Here is a 19655-nt window from a genome sequence, read left to right as displayed (position 1 = left end):
ATAGCTGAAAATTTATAGTTTTTGGCAGACAACATTAAACTTCTACCTTTTCTTGTTCGCAAAAGATCAACAATAACGATTATGCTCACCAGCCAGACCGAGCCATACGCTCGGTCTTGTGTAGTTTTACTACTCGTATATACATTCGAAAGGCTGAAATGGCCGACGATTTGTAGTAAAACTACAGGACGCCGAAGCAACCTTCGGCCATCCAAGAATTTATGTCGTCTGCCCACAAGGCCAGTCGCAAACTTCAGGCAACCGATTCTGGTAGCCTTTCCGCCCTGGAGCAAGCCATGCAAGACCTCGATCCCGTCGAAACCCAGGAATGGCTGGACGCCCTGGAATCGGTTCTCGACAAAGAAGGCGAAGACCGTGCTCACTACCTGATGACCCGTATGGGCGAACTCGCGACCCGCAGCGGCTCGCAACTGCCCTACGCCATCACCACGCCATACCGCAACACCATCCCCGTTACCCACGAAGCACGCATGCCTGGCGACCTGTTCATGGAACGCCGCATTCGCTCGCTGGTACGTTGGAACGCCATGGCGATGGTAATGCGCACGAACTTGAAAGATTCGGACCTGGGCGGTCACATCTCCAGCTTCGCTTCCAGCGCAACCCTGTATGACATCGGCTTCAACTACTTCTTCCAGGCCCCGACCGACGAACACGGCGGCGACCTGATCTACTTCCAGGGTCACACCTCGCCAGGCGTTTATGCCCGCGCGTTCATGGAAGGTCGTATCACCGAAGACCAGATGAACAACTTCCGCCAGGAAGTTGACGGTGGCGGCTTGTCGTCCTACCCGCACCCTTGGCTGATGCCTGATTTCTGGCAGTTCCCGACCGTTTCCATGGGTCTGGGTCCAATTCAAGCGATCTACCAGGCACGTTTCATGAAGTACCTGGAAGCCCGTGGCTTCATCCCTGAAGGCAAGCAGAAAGTCTGGTGCTTCCTGGGCGACGGCGAGTGCGACGAGCCGGAATCCCTGGGCGCCATCTCCCTGGCCGGCCGCGAGAAGCTGGACAACCTGATCTTCGTCATCAACTGCAACCTGCAGCGCCTCGACGGCCCGGTTCGCGGCAACGGCAAGATCATCCAGGAACTCGAAGGCGTGTTCCGCGGTGCTCAGTGGAACGTGACCAAAGTCATCTGGGGCCGTTTCTGGGACCCACTGCTGGCCAAGGACGTTGACGGTATCCTGCAACGTCGCATGGACGAAGTCATCGACGGCGAGTACCAGAACTACAAAGCCAAAGACGGCGCGTTCGTACGTGAACACTTCTTCAACACGCCTGAACTCAAGGCAATGGTTGCAGACCTGTCCGACGACGAGATCTGGAAACTCAACCGTGGCGGCCACGACCCGTACAAGGTCTACGCGGCGTACCACGAAGCGGTCAACCACAAAGAACAACCAACCGTCATCCTGGCCAAGACCATCAAGGGTTATGGCACCGGTGCTGGCGAAGCGAAGAACACTGCGCACAACACCAAGAAAGTCGACGTCGACAGCCTGAAGTTGTTCCGCGACCGCTTCGACATCCCGGTCAAGGACGAAGAGCTGGAAAACCTGCCGTTCTTCAAGCCAGAGCCAAACAGCGCCGAAGCCCGCTACCTGAGCGAGCGCCGCACTGCACTGGGCGGTTTCGTACCACAGCGCCGCGCCAACAGTTTCTCCGTACCGACCCCGGACCTGAGCACCCTCAAGGCTATCCTGGACGGTTCGGGCGACCGTGAAATTTCCACCACCATGGCCTTCGTGCGGATCCTCGCGCAGTTGGTCAAGGACAAGGAAATCGGTCCACGCATCGTTCCGATTATCCCGGACGAAGCCCGTACCTTCGGTATGGAAGGCATGTTCCGTCAGTTGGGCATCTACTCCTCCGTCGGCCAGCTCTATGAGCCAGTCGATAAAGACCAGGTGATGTTCTACAAGGAAGACAAGAAGGGCCAGATCCTCGAAGAAGGCATCAACGAAGCGGGCGCCATGAGCTCCTTCATCGCTGCCGGTACTTCGTACTCCAGCCACAACCAGCCGATGCTGCCGTTCTACATCTTCTACTCGATGTTCGGCTTCCAGCGTATCGGCGACCTGGCTTGGGCAGCAGGCGACAGCCGTACCCGTGGCTTCCTGATCGGCGGCACCGCCGGCCGGACCACACTGAACGGCGAAGGCCTGCAACACGAAGACGGTCACAGCCACATCCTGGCTGCCACCATCCCGAACTGCCGCACCTTTGATCCAACCTACGGCTATGAGCTGGCGGTGATCATCCAGGACGGCATGAAGAAAATGACCGAAGAGCAGCAGGACGTTTTCTACTACATCACCGTGATGAACGAGTCCTACCAGCAGCCAGCCATGCCGGCCGGTGTCGAGGAAGGCATCATCAAGGGCATGTACCTGCTCGAAGAAGACACCAAGGAAGCAGCGCACCACGTACAGCTGATGGGCTCCGGCACCATCCTGCGTGAAGTGCGTGAAGCAGCGAAGATCCTGCGTGACGAATTCAACGTCGGCGCCGACGTGTGGAGCGTTACCAGCTTCAACGAACTGCGTCGCGACGGCCTGGCCGTAGAGCGCAGCAACCGCCTGCATCCTGGTCAGAAACCCGCGAAGAGCTACGTCGAAGAGTGCCTGGCCGGCCGTAAAGGTCCAGTCATTGCCTCTACCGACTACATGAAGCTGTTCGCTGAACAAATTCGCCAGTGGGTCCCGTCCAAGGAATTCAAAGTCCTGGGTACCGACGGTTTCGGCCGCAGTGACAGCCGTAAGAAGCTGCGTCACTTCTTCGAAGTCGACCGTCACTTCGTGGTGTTGGCAGCCCTGGAAGCCTTGGCTGACCGTGGTGAGATCGAACCTAAGGTGGTGGCTGACGCTATCGTCAAGTTCGGGATCAACCCGGAAAAACGCAACCCACTGGACTGCTGAGGAGATTTTTTGTGAGCGAACTCATTCGCGTACCTGACATCGGCAGCGGTGAAGGTGAAGTAATCGAGCTGTTTGTGAAGGTCGGCGACAAAGTCGAAGCCGACCAGAGCATCCTGACCCTGGAGTCGGACAAGGCGAGCATGGAAATCCCTGCTCCCAAGGCCGGCGTGGTCAAGAGCCTGAAAGTGAAGCTGGGCGACCGCCTGAAAGAAGGCGACGAACTGCTGGAGCTGGAAATCGAAGGTGCCGCTGATGCTGCACCTGCGGCGGCTCCTGCTGCCGCTGCTGCACCAGCGCCTGCCGCTGAAAAGCCTGCCGCTGCAGCCGAGGCCCCTGCGGCCCCGGCTGCTGCACCGGCCGCCGCCTCTGTTCAGGACATTCATGTTCCGGACATCGGTTCGTCGGGCAAGGCCAAGATCATCGAGCTGTTGGTCAAGGTTGGCGACACCGTCGAAGCCGACCAATCGCTGATCACCCTGGAATCCGACAAGGCTTCCATGGAAATTCCTTCGCCGGCTGCCGGCGTGGTGGAAAGCATCGCAGTCAAGCTGGAAGACGAAGTCGGCACCGGTGACTTCATCCTCAAGCTGAAAGTACAAGGCGCCGCACCGGCTGCCGCTCCAGCCCCCGCCGCCGCTGCTCCGGCTGCTGCCAAAGCTGAAGCTGAAGCTGCACCGGCCGCTGCACCTGCACCTGCTGCAAAAGCCGAGGCCGCACCGGCTCCAGCTGCTGCTGCACCTGCGCCAAGCGGTGCCAAGGTTCACGCTGGCCCGGCGGTACGCCAACTGGCCCGTGAATTCGGCGTCGAGCTGAACGCTGTGTCGGCCACTGGCCCACATGGCCGCGTGCTGAAGGAAGATGTGCAGGTTTACGTCAAAGCCATGATGCAGAAAGCCAAGGAAGCTCCGGCTGCCGGCGCTGCTACCGGCGGCTCAGGCATTCCACCGATCCCGGTCGTGGACTTCAGCCGCTTCGGCGAGACCGAAGAAGTGCCAATGACTCGCCTGATGCAAATCGGCGCGTCGAGCCTGCACCGCAGCTGGCTGAACATTCCGCACGTTACCCAGTTCGACCAGGCCGACATCACCGACCTGGAAGCTTTCCGCGTTGCGCAGAAAGCCGTGGCCGAGAAGGCTGGCGTGAAACTGACCGTGCTGCCACTGCTGCTCAAGGCGTGTGCACACCTGCTCAAGGAACTGCCGGACTTCAACAGCTCACTGGCGCCAAGCGGCAAAGCGATCATTCGCAAGAAATACGTCAACGTGGGCTTCGCTGTAGACACCCCTGACGGCCTGCTGGTACCGGTCATCAAGAACGTCGACCAGAAGAGCCTGCTGCAACTCGCTGCCGAAGCGGCTGCGCTGGCTGCCAAGGCCCGCGACAAGAAGCTGACCGCAGACGACATGCAAGGCGCCTGCTTCACGATCTCCAGCCTCGGTCACATTGGCGGCACTGGCTTCACGCCAATCGTCAACGCGCCGGAAGTGGCGATCCTGGGTGTTTCCAAGGCAACCATCCAGCCGGTCTGGGACGGTAAAGCGTTCCAGCCGAAGCTGATGCTGCCACTGTCGCTGTCCTACGATCACCGTGTGATCAACGGCGCGGCCGCTGCACGCTTTACCCAGCGTCTGAGCCAGCTGCTGAACGACATCCGCACCATCTTGCTGTAAGCCAGATCAGGTCTCCCCTTCACCGGGGAGACTTGGTTGCACCGATTTCCGAGCGCCACGCTCGTACCTCAACCCCGTCAATTTGGCGGGGCTTTTTTTGCTTTTCGATACAGACAGAACAGGTTTGTACACCTTCTGTCATCTCGATTGAAGAAATCCCTCGCACGGCCGATAACCCCCTTATAGCACTTAGCCTTCATCCTCTCTTGTCAGTCTGTGCCGCATGATGCAACCTTGCCACAGGCAACAAAAAAAGAGGGCGTGAGCCCTGCGCCGTGCGCGTTTTTTGAAGTGAGTCTCCCCATGAAAAGCCAACCCGATGTCGCCCGTATGGCGGCCGAGGTAGTGACGCAGTTACCGGTGCCTTCGCGCCTCGGTATGCTGCGTTTCGAGCGGCTTAATGAGGCAAGCTGGGCTCTCCTGTACCTTGACCCCAATTGCGAGCGCCAATTCGGCCTGCCTGCGGTCGAGTTGTGTGCCCTGCTCGGCACGCCCTACGCCAGCCTGATGGAACCCCAGGCCCGCTATCAACTGCACGACATCATCCAGCAGCAATTGACCCAGAGCCCTCATTACCTGGTGCGCTACACCCTGCACACCAGTGACGGCCCCCTGAGCCTGCTGGAAATGGGCGAAGCCTACAAACAACACAATCGCCATCTGCTGCGCGGCTACCTGATGGTGGTTGATGGTCTGTTCAGCGAGCTTCCCTTACCCGTCCCGACCGAGGATCTGGAAAGCCAGAACAGCCGCCTGCAAATCGCCCTGGAGCTGAACCAGCGCGCCCAGCAAGAGCAATTGCAGCACCTGGAACGAGTGCGCGCCCAGCAGGAACTGATCCTGTTGCTGGCCCGCCAGCGCTACACCGCCAACAATTCGCTTCAGGAAGCCGCCGAGCTGATCACGCGCAGCGCCTGCGATATCTACCAGATCGACTGCGCCAGCATCTGGAACCTCGAAGACCAGCGCCTGGTGCCAATCTCGGCTTACCACCGCGACAACCAACAGCACCATCTGCCCGAACCCATCGATGCCAGCCGCTTCCCGGATTATCTGGAAGCCTTGCAAAGCAGCCGCGCCATCGACGCCACCAACGCCATGCGCGATCCGCGCACCCGCGAAATGGCCGAGAATCTACGCAACAGAGACATCCACGCCATGCTCGATGCGAGCATCCGCGTCGACGGCCAAGTGGTCGGCGTATTGTGCCTGGAGCAGTGCGGCAGCCCGCGTGACTGGCAGGCTGACGAGATCGCCTTCGCCGGCGAGCTCGCTGACCAGTTCGCGCAAGTGATCAACAACCACAACCGCCGTACTGCCACCAGCGCCCTGCATTTGTTCCAGCGTGCGGTGGAGCAAAGCGCGAACGCCTTTCTGCTGGTCAATTGCGACGGCGTGGTGGAGTACGTCAACCCAAGCTTCACCGCGATCACCCAGTACAGCGCCGAAGAAGTCCACGGCCACCGCCTGGCGCAATTGCCCGCCCTGGAAAACCTCAGCGAATTGCTGTTCGACGCCCCATCGAGCCTGGCCAAGAGCAACAGCTGGCAGGGCGAGTTCAAGAGCCGGCGCAAGAACCTCGAACCCTACTGGGGCCAGTTGTCGATTTCCAAGGTGTATGGCGACAACCGTGAGCTGACTCACTACATCGGCATCTACGAAGACATCACCCAGACCAAGCTCGCCCAGCAGCGCATCGAGCGTCTGGCGTATACCGACAACCTGACCAACCTGGGCAACCGCCCGGCGTTTATCCGCAACCTCGATGAACGCTTTGCACGCGACAGCGATAGCCCGATCAGCCTGTTGCTGGTAGACATCGACAACTTCAAACGCATCAACGACAGCCTTGGCCACCAGACCGGCGACAAGCTGCTGATCAGCCTGGCCCGCCGCCTGCGCAACAGCCTGAGTGCCAGCGGCAGCCTGGCGCGCTTTGCCAGTAACGAGTTTGCGGTGTTGCTGGACGACACCGACCTGGAAAGCGGCCAGCAGGTCGCCAGCCAATTGCTGGCGACGCTCGACAAACCGATGTTCGTCGACAACCAATTGATCAGCGTCACCGGTTCCGTGGGCCTGGCCTGCGCGCCGCTGCACGGGCGCGACCCGCAGACCCTGATGCGCAACGCCGGCCTGGCCCTGCACAAGGCCAAGGCCAACGGCAAACACCAGGTTCAGGTGTTTACAGAGGCGCTGAACGCCGAGGCCAGCTACAAGCTGTTCGTGGAAAACAACCTGCGTCGCGCCCTGACCCAGAACGAACTGGACGTGTTCTACCAGCCCAAGCTGTGCCTGCGCAGCGGCCGGTTACTGGGCATGGAAGCGCTGCTGCGCTGGAATCACCCGGAAAAGGGCATGATCCGTCCCGATCAGTTCATCAGCGTGGCCGAAGAGACTGGGCTGATTATCCCTATCGGCAAATGGATCGCCCGCCAGGCCTGCCGCATGAGCAAGCAACTGAGCGCCGCCGGCATGGGCAACCTGCAGGTGGCGATCAACCTGTCACCCAAGCAGTTCTCCGACCCGGACCTGGTGGCCTCGATTGCCACAATCCTCAAGGAAGAAGAGCTGCCGGCCAACCTGCTGGAGCTGGAGCTGACCGAAGGCCTGCTGCTGGAAGCCACTGAAGACACGCGCCTGCAACTGGATCAGTTGAAGAGTTTTGGCCTGACTCTGGCCATGGACGACTTCGGTACCGGTTACTCGTCGCTGAGCTACCTGAAAAAATTCCCCATCGACATCATTAAGATCGATCGCAGCTTTATCCATGAAATTCCGGACAACCAGGACGACATGGAAATCACTTCGGCCGTGATCGCCATGGCTCACAACCTCAAGCTCAAGGTCGTGGCCGAAGGCATCGAGACCGCCGAGCAACTGGCGTTCCTGCGTCGGCATCGCTGCGACGTGGGCCAGGGCTACCTGTTCGACCGGCCAATCCCCGGCGCAGAGCTGCTTGAGAAGCTCAAACGCTACCCGCGCGGGCCAATCGCCTGACAGCGCGGTAACACTCGGGCACACTGGCTGTCTGAATTCTTACCTTACTCAATCTGACTGAGAGGACTGATCATGGTCTTGCGCTCGGAAATTCTGGTGAACAAAAACGTGTTGCCTACTCAAGAACAAGCGTTGCCTGGTCGTGAAACCCCGATGAATCTGCCGGAGACGCACTTCGTCAACGGCAACCCACTGCTCGGCCCGTTCGTCGATGACGTGGGTTTTGCCATCTTCGGCCTGGGCTGCTTTTGGGGTGCGGAGCGCAGGTTCTGGCAGCGCGAGGGCGTGGTCAGCACCGTGGTCGGCTACGCGGGCGGCTACACGCCGAACCCGACTTACGAAGAAGTCTGCTCCGGCCTGACCGGTCACAGTGAAGTGGTGCTGGTGGTTTATGACCAGGCCAAAGTGAAATACGAAGACCTGTTGAAGATGTTCTGGGAATTGCACAACCCAACTCAGGGCATGCGCCAGGGCAACGATATCGGCAGCCAGTACCGTTCGGTGGTCTATGCGACCACGCCTGAGCAATTGGCGGCGGCGAAGGCCAGTGCCGAGACTTATCAACAAGAGCTGACCAAATCCGGCCTGGGTGCTATCACCACGGAAATCGAAGAAGCCCCAACGGTGTACTTCGCCGAGGCGTATCACCAGCAGTACTTGGCGAAGAACCCGCAGGGCTACTGTGGGATCGGCGGGACCGGCGTGACCTGCCCGATCTAAAGCCGAAGTAGATCAAAATGTGGGAGGGGGCTTGCCCCCGATAGCTAAATGTCAGTCAGTACATCTGTAGCTGACCCACCGCTATCGGAGGCAAGCCCCCTCCCACACTTGATCAGCGCCGAGGATTATTCGGCAATAAGCCAATCCATCTGCCACCCACCCTGGGTCTGGCCAAGCTTCTTGGACAGCCACGGCAGCAGTTCACGCAACTCCTCTTCCAGACCCCAAGGCGGGTTGGCAATCGCCAGGCCCGAGCCCGTCAAGGTGTTGGGCGTGTCCAGCGGATGCACCAGCAATTCCACACGCAGCAACTTCGGCGCACCGGTGCCGGCCAGGTCCTGGTAGAAGCGACGCAGCATGCGTTGATCCTTCACCGGGTACCAGATCGCCGCGACGGTTTGGCGCATGCGGCTGACGGCTTCCTTGAGGGAGGCGGCGCAGCGTTGCATCTCGTCGAGCTTTTCAAACGGCGGGTCGATCAGCATCAGCGCGCGTTTTTCCGGCACCGGCAGCAAGGCACGCGGCACATGCCAGCCTTCGCCCAAGTGCACTTTGACGCGGCGATCACCCTTCATATTGTCTTTGAGCAGCACGCCGTCCTCCGGGTGCTTTTCATTGAGCAACACGCGGTCCTGTGGGCGCGTGAGGCGCCGCGCCAATTCCGGCGAGCCTGGGTAGTAGCGTAACTGACCGTCAGGATTCATCTCGTGCAGCACGCGCATGTAATCGGCAGTCAGCGGCGGCAGGTCGCTTTCGCCCCATAGGCGCGCGATGCCTTCCAGATACTCACCCGTGCGATTGGCCTGGTCGCCTTGCAGGTCGTACAGACCAATCCCTGCGTGGGTGTCGAGGTAGGCGAACGGCTGCTCCTTGCGCGACATCAGGGCGATGAGGCGGGTCAAGGTCAGGTGTTTGAAGACATCGGCGTGGTTGCCGGCGTGAAAGGCGTGACGATAATTCATGGTTGCTCCTGCGCAGGGGGCGAAGTTTACCTTCTACGGGCGCAAAGGTGCAGGGCTGCATGCCGGGCGGTGCTTATGTCGTAAAAGCAGGACGGGGACTGAAAAAAATCTAAATGCTGGCGCCAAGGCGGATTTATTGTGGCCATCCACCATCCAGGGAGGTCAATAACAATCATGAAAGACGCCACCATCGCACTGCACCACGCCTTCAAGTCGGACCCGACAACCAAGGCCGTCGCCGTGCCGATCTACCAGAACGTCGCTTTCGAATTCGATAACGCCCAGCACGGTGCCGACCTGTTCAACCTCGACGTGCCCGGCAATATCTACACGCGCATCATGAACCCCACCAATGATGTGTTGGAGCAACGCATCGCCGCCCTGGAAGGCGGTATTGCGGCACTGGCCGTGTCGGCCGGCAGCGCGGCCATTCACTATGCGATCCAGACCCTCACTCGTGCCGGCGACAATATCGTCACCACGCCACAGCTCTACGGCGGCACCTACACCCTGTTCGCCCACTTGCTGCCCAGCTTTGGCGTCGACGTACGCTTCGCCCGCGACGACAGTGCCGCGGCCATTGCCGAACTGATCGACGACAACACCAAGCTGGTGTATTGCGAAAGCATCGGCAACCCGGCGGGCAATATCATCGACATCGAAGCCCTGGCAGAGGTCGCCCATGCCCGCGGCGTGCCGCTGATGGTGGATAACACCGTGGCCACACCGATCCTGTGCAAGCCGATCCAGTTCGGCGCCGACATTGTGGTGCACTCGCTGACCAAATACATCGGCGGCCATGGCAACTCCCTGGGCGGGGCGATCGTCGACAGCGGCACCTTCCCCTGGACCCAATACCCGGAAAAATTCCCCGGCCTCAACCAGCCCGAGCCGGCTTACCACGGCGTGGTCTACACCGAAAAGTTCGGCCCCGCCGCCTTCATCGCCCGCGCGCGCACCGTCCCGTTGCGTAACACCGGCGCAGCACTGGCGCCCATGAACGCCTTCCTGCTGCTCCAGGGCCTGGAAACCCTGGCCCTGCGCATGGAACGCCATACGGAAAATGCCCTCAAGGTCGCGCAATTCCTCCAAGGCCATGCCGATGTGGAATGGGTCAGCTATGCGGGGCTGCCGGATCACCCCCATCACGCATTGGCGCAGAAATACCTGCAAGGCAAACCCTCGGCGATCCTTTCCTTCGGCCCGAAGGGCGGGTACGCGGCAGGTGTGCGCTTCTACGACGCCCTGCAAATCTTCAAACGCTTGGTGAATATCGGCGACGCCAAGTCCCTGGCCTGCCACCCCGCGTCCACCACCCACCGACAAATGAACGAACAGGAACAGGCCAAGGCCGGCGTGAAGCCGGAGATGATTCGCCTGTCAGTGGGCATCGAGGCGATTGAAGATTTGATCGAGGACCTGCAACAGGCGCTGGGCTCAACTCAACTCTAAGGCCAGATATTCGGCCAACGCCCCATGGGTGATATCCGGTCGACGAGCGAAATAGGCGACCTTGTGCTGCAAGGTCGCCAACGTGAAGGCGGTGTACAGGTCGGGCCGCTGCTCTTGCAGCCACTGCAAGAGGTTGTCGATCAAGGTTTGCGGTGCTTGCTCTGCCAGGTGTGCCAAGAGCGATGCGGGGACTCGCCACCAAGGGCTGGTGTTGGCCTCGGTCGCAGGCCCCGTCGCGACCGTCAGCGGCTGGCCGTTGATCAAGTAGCGCTGGAACACCGGCAATACTTTTGCCGCCTCATCGCCTAGCCCCTGCAACATCGGCAGACACTGGGTGCCATCCCAGAATCGCAAAAACACTTCCTGGCCATCCGGCAGATAGACCTTGGTCAAACTTTGGAGGTGCGCGATGACGACGTCTAACGGACTGGAAGATACCGCCAGCCACCCCCAATCCATTGTTTCAGTGGTTGCAGCCCATTCAAGAAAGGCGCTGTCAGGTTCGACGATGCCCAAGTAAGGCATGACCTCCTCCCATTCGGCGTAAGCCGTGCCTGTCCAAATTGATTGGGGCAGCGATGCGGCTGAGGTGGCTCGCCAGGCAGCAAGCGGATTGGCGTCGCTGGCAGCGCCCAACACCACGAAGAGCTGCTCATTGGGAAGCAGAGGGAATTGTGTAAGCCAAGCGCTGGGGATCAACCGTTCAGACATGGGGATAACTTCCTTTTAAGGCTGAGCTGAATGAGCGATATCGCACTGCCCTCTCTTGCAGCGCTCACACTCTTCGCAAAAGGGAGCGCTACGCTTGAGGCTAGCCACCTGCACCAGGCTCAGGGGCGCGGGGATAACCGCCAACAGCTTCTCCTTCACTCCAGGCATCAACGGCGCTGCCACAGGAGCAGGACCACTTCCCAACTGAATCGGCACACTGCTGAAAATACCGCCCGCAGACAACGTGATCGACTGCCCTCCCGCCTGGATCGTCACGATGGCCCCCGCATCAATAACAACGCTTTGGCCTGCACCGATCTGAATGGTCAGCCCAGCCTTTACCTGCTGCGAGCCGCCGATCACCAGGTGATCATCCTGCTTGAGTTCGGTGAGCCGATTGCCGTGAGTGATGCGCAGCTCTTCGCCTTGAAGCTCATGGTGCGACTCGCCCGCCACCCTGATACGACGTTGATTGTCGACCTCCACCCGCTGGTCATGCAGCACATGCTGGGTCCAATCTCGCTGGGCGCGCAGGTAAATTTCCTCGGCGCCCTTGCGGTCTTCGATGCGCAGTTCGTTGTAGCCACCGCCACCGGGGCTGCTCCGACTGCGCAAGATGCTGCGGGTTTTGTCGGCCGGCAGGTCGAGGGGCAGCGATGTCGCAGCGTTGGGCAGGCAACCCACCACCAGCGGCATGTCCATATCACCATTGACGAACCCCACCAGCACTTCCATACCCACTCGCGGAATAAGCACCGCACCATAGCGGTCATGGGCCCAACCGCTGGCGACACGCAGCCAGCAGCTGGAATGATCGTTGTGCTCCCCGGCTCGATCCCAGGCCAGTTGCACCTTGACCCGCCCGAATTCATCGCAGTGGATTTCACTGTCGGCGGGGCCAGTCACCACTGCGTTTTGATAACCCGCCAATGTCGGCCGCGGTTGCTCGGGCAAAGGCGGTCGGAAAATCACGTCCCACGGCGCAGCAACAAACTCGTTGCGATAACCCTGACGAAAATCGCCACCGGCGACCTCGGTCACCGCCTCCTCCAACACCTGGGGTTGCTTGCCTTCATGAGTGACGTGAGTCACCAACCACAAGTCATTCCATGGATCGCGCGGGTGACCGGTCAACGTAAGGAAATGGCCGCTGACCAATGCCGGCTCATCACCGCTGCCGCGGGCAATTCGATAGTCGCTACGGTTCCGCTCCAACCCCCGTTGCGCGAGGTACTTGCCATGGGACCGGTCGCAAAAGTGGCCGGGATAGCCCTGCGCCTCAAGACGTGGCAGCTGTTCGCTGGCCACGTCACTCTCCAGCACCAGGCTAGGTTTACGGAAATCGTAGTCACGCAGGTTGACCGCCGTGGTGCGGGTTTCCAGTTGCACGGCAAAGCGCTTGATCGCGGGTGTATCCGCCACCATCCCTGAGCCTGGCATGTAGGGCGTTGGCTGATTGGGTTGGGCGAATACTGTTTGATCATCGCCAAATACCAGCAAGTGCCGTTCAGGCGAGTGCTGGAAGTGATAGTGAATGCCCTCCTCAGCACACAGCCGCTGAATGAACGCCAAGTCGCTTTCAGCAAACTGCACGCAATACTCGCGCTCGGGGTAAACACCGCTCAGGTGAAATTCGAATTGATCGGCAGGGACCCCCTGCTCTACCAGCACCTGCGCAACAATCTGCGACACTGTTTGATGCTGGAAAATACGCTGGTGACTGCTGTGGGCCAGGTAGGCCAATTGCGGCACGAGCTTGATCTGATAACGCGTCAGGCGCCGCCCGGAGTCGCCCTGCGCCACCCGATAGACCAGGCCGTGGACGCCATGGCCGAGCTCATCGAAACGCAGAAAAACCTGGCGATGCAGCAAACTTTCCAGGTCGAGGTCAGGCTGCTCACTGACCAGTTCAAGGTCAAAACAATACGGCTGGCTGATGGCTTCCGCACCGTGAAACTCAAAAACGTTGAGTTCACTGGGCTCCCCGTCGAGGGTCAGGGTAAAAGCACTTTGATTGGCAGGAGCGAACATCCGGTGTTTCTCTGCGAGGAGTAGGCGGTGGATTCTGCACCACTGTTTTGCACGGCAGAGCGCACGCCCGATAAATCAGCAACTCCCTACACACACGCGCAAAAAAAGCCCGCCATCCGTAGGACGCGGGCCTTTTTTCAATTCGTAGAGCGCTTAACGCCCGGCGAATTACTTGTTGAGGTTGTAGTCTTTTTCCGCCGCATCAAAGCGCTCGACCATACCGGCGGTCGGGGCGCCCATCTTGCTCACGAAGAAGATCGCGAGGCTGGCGAAGATGAAGCCTGGGATGATTTCGTACAGGCCCAGCAGTTCGAAGTGCTTCCACACGATCACGGTGATCGCGCCGACCAGGATGCCGGCCAGTGCGCCGTTGCGGGTCATGTTTTTCCAGATCACCGAGATCAGTACCACAGGACCAAACGCCGCGCCGAAACCGGCCCAGGCGTAGCTGACCAGGCCAAGGACGCGGTTGTTTGGATTGGCAGCCATGGCGATGGCGATCAGCGCCACCAGCAGCACCATCAGACGGCCGACCCAGACCAGTTCAACCTGGGAGGCGGTCTTGCGCAGGAAGGTTTTGTAGAAGTCTTCGGTCAGGGCGCTGGAGCACACCAGCAGTTGGCAGCTCAGGGTACTCATCACGGCCGCGAGGATGGCAGACAGCAGTACGCCCGCGATCCATGGGTTGAACAGCAGCTTGGCCAGTTCGATGAACACACGTTCGTGGTTCTCGTTGACCGGGCCAGCCACTTCCGGGTGCGCCGAGAAGTAAGCGATACCGAAGAAGCCCACGGCCACAGTGCCGCCCAGGCACAGGATCATCCAGGTCATGGAGATACGGCGTGCGTTGGCAATCGACTTCACCGAATCCGCCGCCATGAAACGCGCGAGGATGTGCGGCTGGCCGAAGTAGCCCAGGCCCCAGCCCATCAGCGAAATGATGCCGATGAAGGTGGTGTTTTTCAGCATGTTGAAGTTGTCAGGGTTTTTCGCTTCGATCGCCAGGAAGGTCGTATCGACACCACCGGTGGCCAGCAGCACGATGATCGGCGTGAGGATCAGCGCGAAGATCATCAGCGTGGCTTGTACGGTGTCAGTCCAGCTCACTGCCAGGAAACCACCGACGAAGGTGTAGGCAATTGTCGCCGCAGCGCCGGCCCACAGAGCAGTCTCGTAGGACATGCCGAAGGTGCTTTCGAACAGACGGGCACCGGCAACGATGCCGGAAGCGCAGTAGATGGTGAAGAACACCAGGATGACCACGGCAGAGATGATCCGCAGCAGGCCGCTTTTATCTTCGAAACGGCTGGAGAAGTAATCCGGCAGCGTCAGGGCGTCGCCGTTGTGTTCGGTCTGTACCCGCAGGCGACCGGCCACGAACAGCCAGTTGAGGTAGGCACCGACAATCAGGCCAATGGCGATCCAGCTTTCCGACAGACCGGACATGTAGATTGCGCCCGGCAGGCCCATCAACAACCAGCCGCTCATATCGGAAGCACCGGCGGACAACGCTGTCACCACGCTACCGAGGCTGCGACCGCCAAGGATGTAATCGGAAAGGTTGTTGGTGGAGCGATAGGCCATGAAGCCGATCAGCACCATTGCTGCGATGTAGATCACGAATGTGATCAGAGTTGGATTACTTACGCTCATTTGAGTGACGCCCTGGCTTTGTTTTTATGTAGCGGCGGTCTGTCAGACGGCCACCCACTGGTCAGTGGGTAAACGTAGCTGCATGCCGCGCATTTATGACTGACGTTTCCCCAGGAAAGCCGTCAGCCGATGAACCCCGGTTTACGGATGGTTGCACCTTGGCCGCGAATGCTATTCAACAAAGCAAATAAGGTGCAACCAGTTTCTGGGGAATAAGTTGCACCTGAGTACAAAATCCGCAAAACACCCTGTTTTTGCTCCCTTTCGGAGCAAGAACAGCCGATCTAAGAAGTAAAAGCACCAAGACAAAGCGCATTCTGCTGGCGTCAAAATTAATTCGGATGAAGCGTCGAAAATTTCATGGATAAAAAGGGTTGCACCCGGTTGCACCTCTGCATGCGCAAAGCTAATCTTGCCGCCAGCTAATGCCACTCGGTAGTGGCACCCATGAGGATAAGAAAATGGCGACGACCACCCTTGGGGTCAAACTTGACGACCCGACCCGCGAACGCCTGAAGGCAGCCGCGACCTCCATTGATCGCACGCCGCACTGGCTGATCAAGCAGGCGATTTTCAATTACCTGGAGAAACTGGAGGGTGGTGCAACCCTGACCGAACTCAACGGTTTGAGCAGCAAGGATGCCGATGACGCGGGTGAGGTCCAGGCCGACCATGCGCACCAGTGCTTCCTTGAATTCGCCGAGAGCATCCTGCCGCAGTCCGTACTGCGCGCGTCCATCACTGCCGCTTACCGTCGCCCAGAGCCGGAAGTGGTGCCGATGCTGATCGAGCAGGCGCGTCTGCCGGCTCCAATGGCTGAAGCCACCAACAAGCTCGCCGCCTCGATTGCCGAAAAACTGCGCAATCAGAAAAGTGCTGGCGGTCGTGCCGGCATTGTTCAGGGCCTGCTGCAGGAATTTTCCCTGTCATCCCAGGAAGGCGTGGCCCTGATGTGCCTGGCCGAGGCGCTGCTGCGCATCCCGGACAAGGGCACCCGTGACGCGCTGATCCGCGACAAGATCAGCACCGGCAACTGGCATCCGCACCTGGGCAACAGCCCGTCGCTGTTCGTCAACGCTGCCACCTGGGGTCTGCTGCTGACCGGCAAACTGGTCGCCACCCATAATGAGGCCGGCTTGACCTCGTCCCTGAGCCGCATCATCGGCAAAAGCGGCGAGCCGATGATCCGCAAGGGCGTCGACATGGCCATGCGCCTGATGGGCGAGCAGTTCGTCACCGGCGAAACCATCGCCGAAGCCTTGGCCAACGCCAGCAAGTTCGAAGCCAAAGGTTTCCGCTATTCCTACGATATGCTCGGTGAAGCCGCACTCACCGAACACGATGCCCAGAAATACCTGGCGTCATACGAACAAGCCATTCATTCCATCGGCAAAGCGTCTCACGGCCGTGGGATTTATGAAGGCCCGGGCATTTCCATCAAGCTGTCGGCACTTCACCCGCGTTACAGCCGTGCGCAGTACGAGCGCGTGATGGACGAGCTGTACCCGCGCCTGCTGTCCCTGACCTTGCTGGCCAAGCAATACGACATCGGCCTGAACATCGACGCCGAAGAGGCCGACCGCCTGGAGCTGTCCCTCGACCTGCTGGAGCGCCTGTGCTTCGAGCCGCAACTGACCGGCTGGAACGGCATCGGTTTCGTGATCCAGGCCTACCAAAAGCGTTGCCCCTATGTAATCGACTACGTCATCGACCTGGCGCGCCGCAGCCGCCATCGCCTGATGATCCGCCTGGTAAAAGGCGCGTACTGGGACAGCGAGATCAAACGCGCCCAAGTCGAAGGCCTGGAAGGCTACCCTGTGTATACCCGCAAGGTGTACACCGACGTTTCCTACATTGCCTGTGCACGCAAGCTGCTGTCGGTGCCGGAAGTCATCTACCCGCAGTTCGCCACGCACAACGCCCACACCCTGTCCGCCATTTACCATATCGCCGGTCAGAACTATTACCCCGGCCAGTACGAGTTCCAATGCCTGCACGGCATGGGTGAGCCGCTGTACGAGCAGGTCGTAGGCAAGGTTTCCGACGGCAAACTGAACCGTCCGTGCCGCGTGTACGCACCGGTCGGCACCCACGAAACGTTACTGGCTTACCTGGTGCGTCGCCTGCTGGAAAACGGCGCCAACACCTCGTTCGTTAACCGCATCGCCGACCAGTCCATCTCCATTCAGGAGCTGGTGGCTGATCCAGTGGCCAGCATCGAGCAAATGGCCACGCAGGAAGGCGGCTTCGGCTTGCCGCACCCGCGTATTCCATTGCCGCGCGACCTGTACGGCAGCGACCGCGCCAACTCGGCCGGTATCGACTTGGCCAACGAACACCGCCTGGCGTCGCTGTCCTGCGCCTTGCTGGCAACCGCACACAACAACTGGAAAGCCGCGCCGATGCTGGGTTGCGCCACCAGTGATCAACCGGCTGCGCCAGTACTGAACCCGTCTGACCTGCGTGATGTGGTTGGTCAGGTTCAAGAAGCTACCGTCGAAGACGTCGACAACGCGATTCAATGCGCCATCAACGCTGGCCCGATCTGGCAGGCCACCCCGCCCGCCGAGCGTGCCGCGATTCTGGAACGTGCCGCCGACCTGATGGAAGGCGAGATCCAACCGCTGATGGGACTGCTGGCTCGCGAAGCCGGCAAAACCTTCGCGAACGCCATCGCCGAAGTGCGTGAAGCCGTGGACTTCCTGCGTTACTACGCCGTACAGGCCCGTAACGACTTCACCAATGATGCCCACCGCCCGCTGGGCCCAGTGGTCTGCATCAGCCCTTGGAACTTCCCGCTGGCGATTTTCAGTGGTCAAGTCGCAGCCGCATTGGCCGCCGGCAACCCGGTATTGGCCAAACCTGCCGAGCAAACCCCGCTGGTAGCCGCACAAGCCGTGCGCATCCTGCTGGAAGCCGGTATTCCGGAAGGCGTGCTGCAACTGCTGCCGGGCCAGGGCGAAAGCGTGGGTGCCCGCCTGGTCGGTGATGATCGCGTCAAAGGCGTGATGTTCACCGGTTCCACCGAAGTCGCGCGCCTGCTGCAACGCAATGTCGCCGGCCGCCTGGATGCCCAGGGCCGTCCGATCCCGCTGATCGCCGAAACCGGTGGCCAGAACGCGATGATCGTGGATTCTTCGGCACTGACCGAACAAGTGGTCATAGACGTGGTGTCCTCGGCCTTCGACAGCGCCGGCCAGCGTTGCTCGGCCCTGCGGGTACTGTGCCTGCAGGAAGATTCGGCAGACCGCGTCATCGAAATGCTTAAGGGCGCCATGGCTGAATGCCGCCTTGGCAACCCGGAGCGCTTGTCGGTAGACATCGGCCCGGTGATCGACGCCGAAGCCAAGGCCGGCATCGAGAAACACATCCAGGCCATGCGCGACAAAGGCCGCAATGTGTACCAGGTGGCAATTGCCGACGGTGAAGAAATCAAGCGCGGCACCTTCGTGATGCCAACCCTGATCGAACTGGAAAGCTTTGACGAACTGCAACGCGAGATCTTCGGCCCGGTACTGCACGTGGTGCGCTACAAGCGCAAAGAGATCGACCAGCTCATCGGCCAGATCAACGCCTCCGGCTACGGCCTGACCCTGGGCGTGCACACCCGTATCGACGAGACCATCGCCAAGGTGATCGACAACGTCAATGCCGGTAACGTCTACGTGAACCGTAACATCGTGGGTGCCGTGGTCGGCGTGCAACCGTTCGGCGGCGAAGGCCTGTCGGGCACAGGCCCGAAAGCCGGTGGTCCGCTGTACCTGTACCGCTTGCTGTCGACCCGTCCTACCGATGCGATCGAGCAATCCTTCGTACGTGGCGACACGTTGACTGCACCGGATGTACGTCTGCGCGACGCCATGAGCCAACCGCTGACCGCCCTGAAAACCTGGGCCGACAGCAATTCGTTCAGCGAGCTGAGTGCTCTGTGCAGCCAGTTCGCCGCGCAATCCCAAAGCGGGATCACCCGTCAGTTGGCGGGTCCGACCGGCGAGCGCAACAGCTACGCCATCCTGCCCCGCGAGCACGTACTGTGCCTGGCGGAAGTGGAAGGCGATCTGTTGACTCAACTGGCGGCGGTATTGGCCGTCGGCGGTTCGGCGGTATGGCCGGAAACTGACCTGACCAAGGCCGTGTTCCTACGCTTGCCGAAGGAAATTCAAGCGAAGATCAAGCGCGTGGCGGATTGGACCAAGGACGAGGTGGTGTTTGACGCCGTCCTGCATCACGGTGATTCAGACCAACTGCGTGCGGTGTGCCAGCAAGTGGCGCAGCGCGGTGGGGCGATTGTCGGGGTGCATGGCTTGTCTCAGGGCGAAACATCCATTGCCTTGGAGCGCCTGGTGATCGAACGGGCGTTGAGCGTTAACACCGCTGCAGCGGGCGGTAACGCCAGCCTGATGACCATCGGCTAACTGACGAAACGCGGTAAACATGTGGGAGGGGGCTTGCCCCCGATTGTGGTGGATCAGTCAACTTATCTCTGGCTGACCCATCGCTATCGGGGACAAGCTCCC

The 19655-nt window shown here is 60.1% G+C and carries 10 protein-coding genes; 6 read left to right on the top strand and 4 right to left on the bottom strand.

The features are described from left to right. Positions 1-296 precede the first annotated feature (296 nt). The 4 genes from aceE (at position 297) to msrA (ending at position 8329) form a co-directional block, all read left to right on the top strand. On the top strand, positions 297-2942 hold the full coding sequence (gene aceE, locus LRO94_RS03105; protein ID WP_032890366.1) for a pyruvate dehydrogenase (acetyl-transferring), homodimeric type: 2646 nt from the start codon (positions 297-299) through the stop codon (positions 2940-2942). 11 nt (positions 2943-2953) lie between these two features. Beyond that, the gene (gene aceF / locus LRO94_RS03100) at positions 2954-4612 is read left to right on the top strand and encodes a dihydrolipoyllysine-residue acetyltransferase (protein ID WP_179179610.1); all 1659 of its coding nucleotides are present in this window, start codon (positions 2954-2956) and stop codon (positions 4610-4612) included. Between the two features lie 303 nt (positions 4613-4915). Continuing rightward, positions 4916-7609: a putative bifunctional diguanylate cyclase/phosphodiesterase gene (locus LRO94_RS03095; RefSeq protein WP_032890362.1), complete on the top strand. Its 2694-nt coding sequence runs from the start codon at positions 4916-4918 to the stop codon at positions 7607-7609. Between the two features lie 72 nt (positions 7610-7681). Further along, a complete protein-coding gene (gene msrA / locus LRO94_RS03090; RefSeq protein WP_032890360.1) occupies positions 7682-8329 on the top strand; it encodes a peptide-methionine (S)-S-oxide reductase MsrA in 648 nt (215 codons plus the stop codon). Positions 8330-8454: 125 nt separating this feature from the next. On the opposite strand, the gene LRO94_RS03085 is transcribed toward msrA, so the two are convergent. Then, the gene (locus LRO94_RS03085; protein ID WP_016975658.1) at positions 8455-9291 is read right to left on the bottom strand and encodes a 23S rRNA (adenine(2030)-N(6))-methyltransferase RlmJ; all 837 of its coding nucleotides are present in this window, start codon (positions 9289-9291) and stop codon (positions 8455-8457) included. Between the two features lie 174 nt (positions 9292-9465). Here LRO94_RS03085 and LRO94_RS03080 point away from each other — a divergent pair, with 174 nt between their 5' ends. Continuing rightward, positions 9466-10743: an O-acetylhomoserine aminocarboxypropyltransferase/cysteine synthase family protein gene (locus tag LRO94_RS03080; RefSeq protein ID WP_179179611.1), complete on the top strand. Its 1278-nt coding sequence runs from the start codon at positions 9466-9468 to the stop codon at positions 10741-10743. Here LRO94_RS03080 and LRO94_RS03075 read toward each other — a convergent pair. The 3 genes from LRO94_RS03075 to putP form a co-directional block, all read right to left on the bottom strand. Then, on the bottom strand, positions 10729-11454 hold the full coding sequence (locus LRO94_RS03075) for a DUF4123 domain-containing protein (RefSeq protein WP_179179612.1): 726 nt from the start codon (positions 11452-11454) through the stop codon (positions 10729-10731). The two genes, LRO94_RS03080 and LRO94_RS03075, sit on opposite strands and share 15 nt — an antisense overlap. 15 nt (positions 11455-11469) lie before the next feature. Beyond that, positions 11470-13485: a type VI secretion system Vgr family protein gene (locus tag LRO94_RS03070; protein WP_032890353.1), complete on the bottom strand. Its 2016-nt coding sequence runs from the start codon at positions 13483-13485 to the stop codon at positions 11470-11472. A gap of 168 nt (positions 13486-13653) precedes the next feature. Beyond that, a complete protein-coding gene (gene putP / locus LRO94_RS03065; protein WP_032890351.1) occupies positions 13654-15138 on the bottom strand; it encodes a sodium/proline symporter PutP in 1485 nt (494 codons plus the stop codon). A 461-nt stretch (positions 15139-15599) separates the two neighbouring features. Here putP and putA point away from each other — a divergent pair, with 461 nt between their 5' ends. After that, complete coding sequence (gene putA, locus LRO94_RS03060) at positions 15600-19553, top strand: trifunctional transcriptional regulator/proline dehydrogenase/L-glutamate gamma-semialdehyde dehydrogenase (protein WP_032890349.1); 3954 nt, start codon at positions 15600-15602, stop codon at positions 19551-19553. The last annotated feature ends 102 nt before the right edge of the window (positions 19554-19655 follow it).

It is taken from the genome of Pseudomonas sivasensis, from assembly GCF_021391435.1.
In the GTDB taxonomy this organism is placed as follows: domain Bacteria; phylum Pseudomonadota; class Gammaproteobacteria; order Pseudomonadales; family Pseudomonadaceae; genus Aquipseudomonas; species Aquipseudomonas sivasensis.
This window is presented reverse-complemented; position numbering and strand designations above follow the sequence as displayed.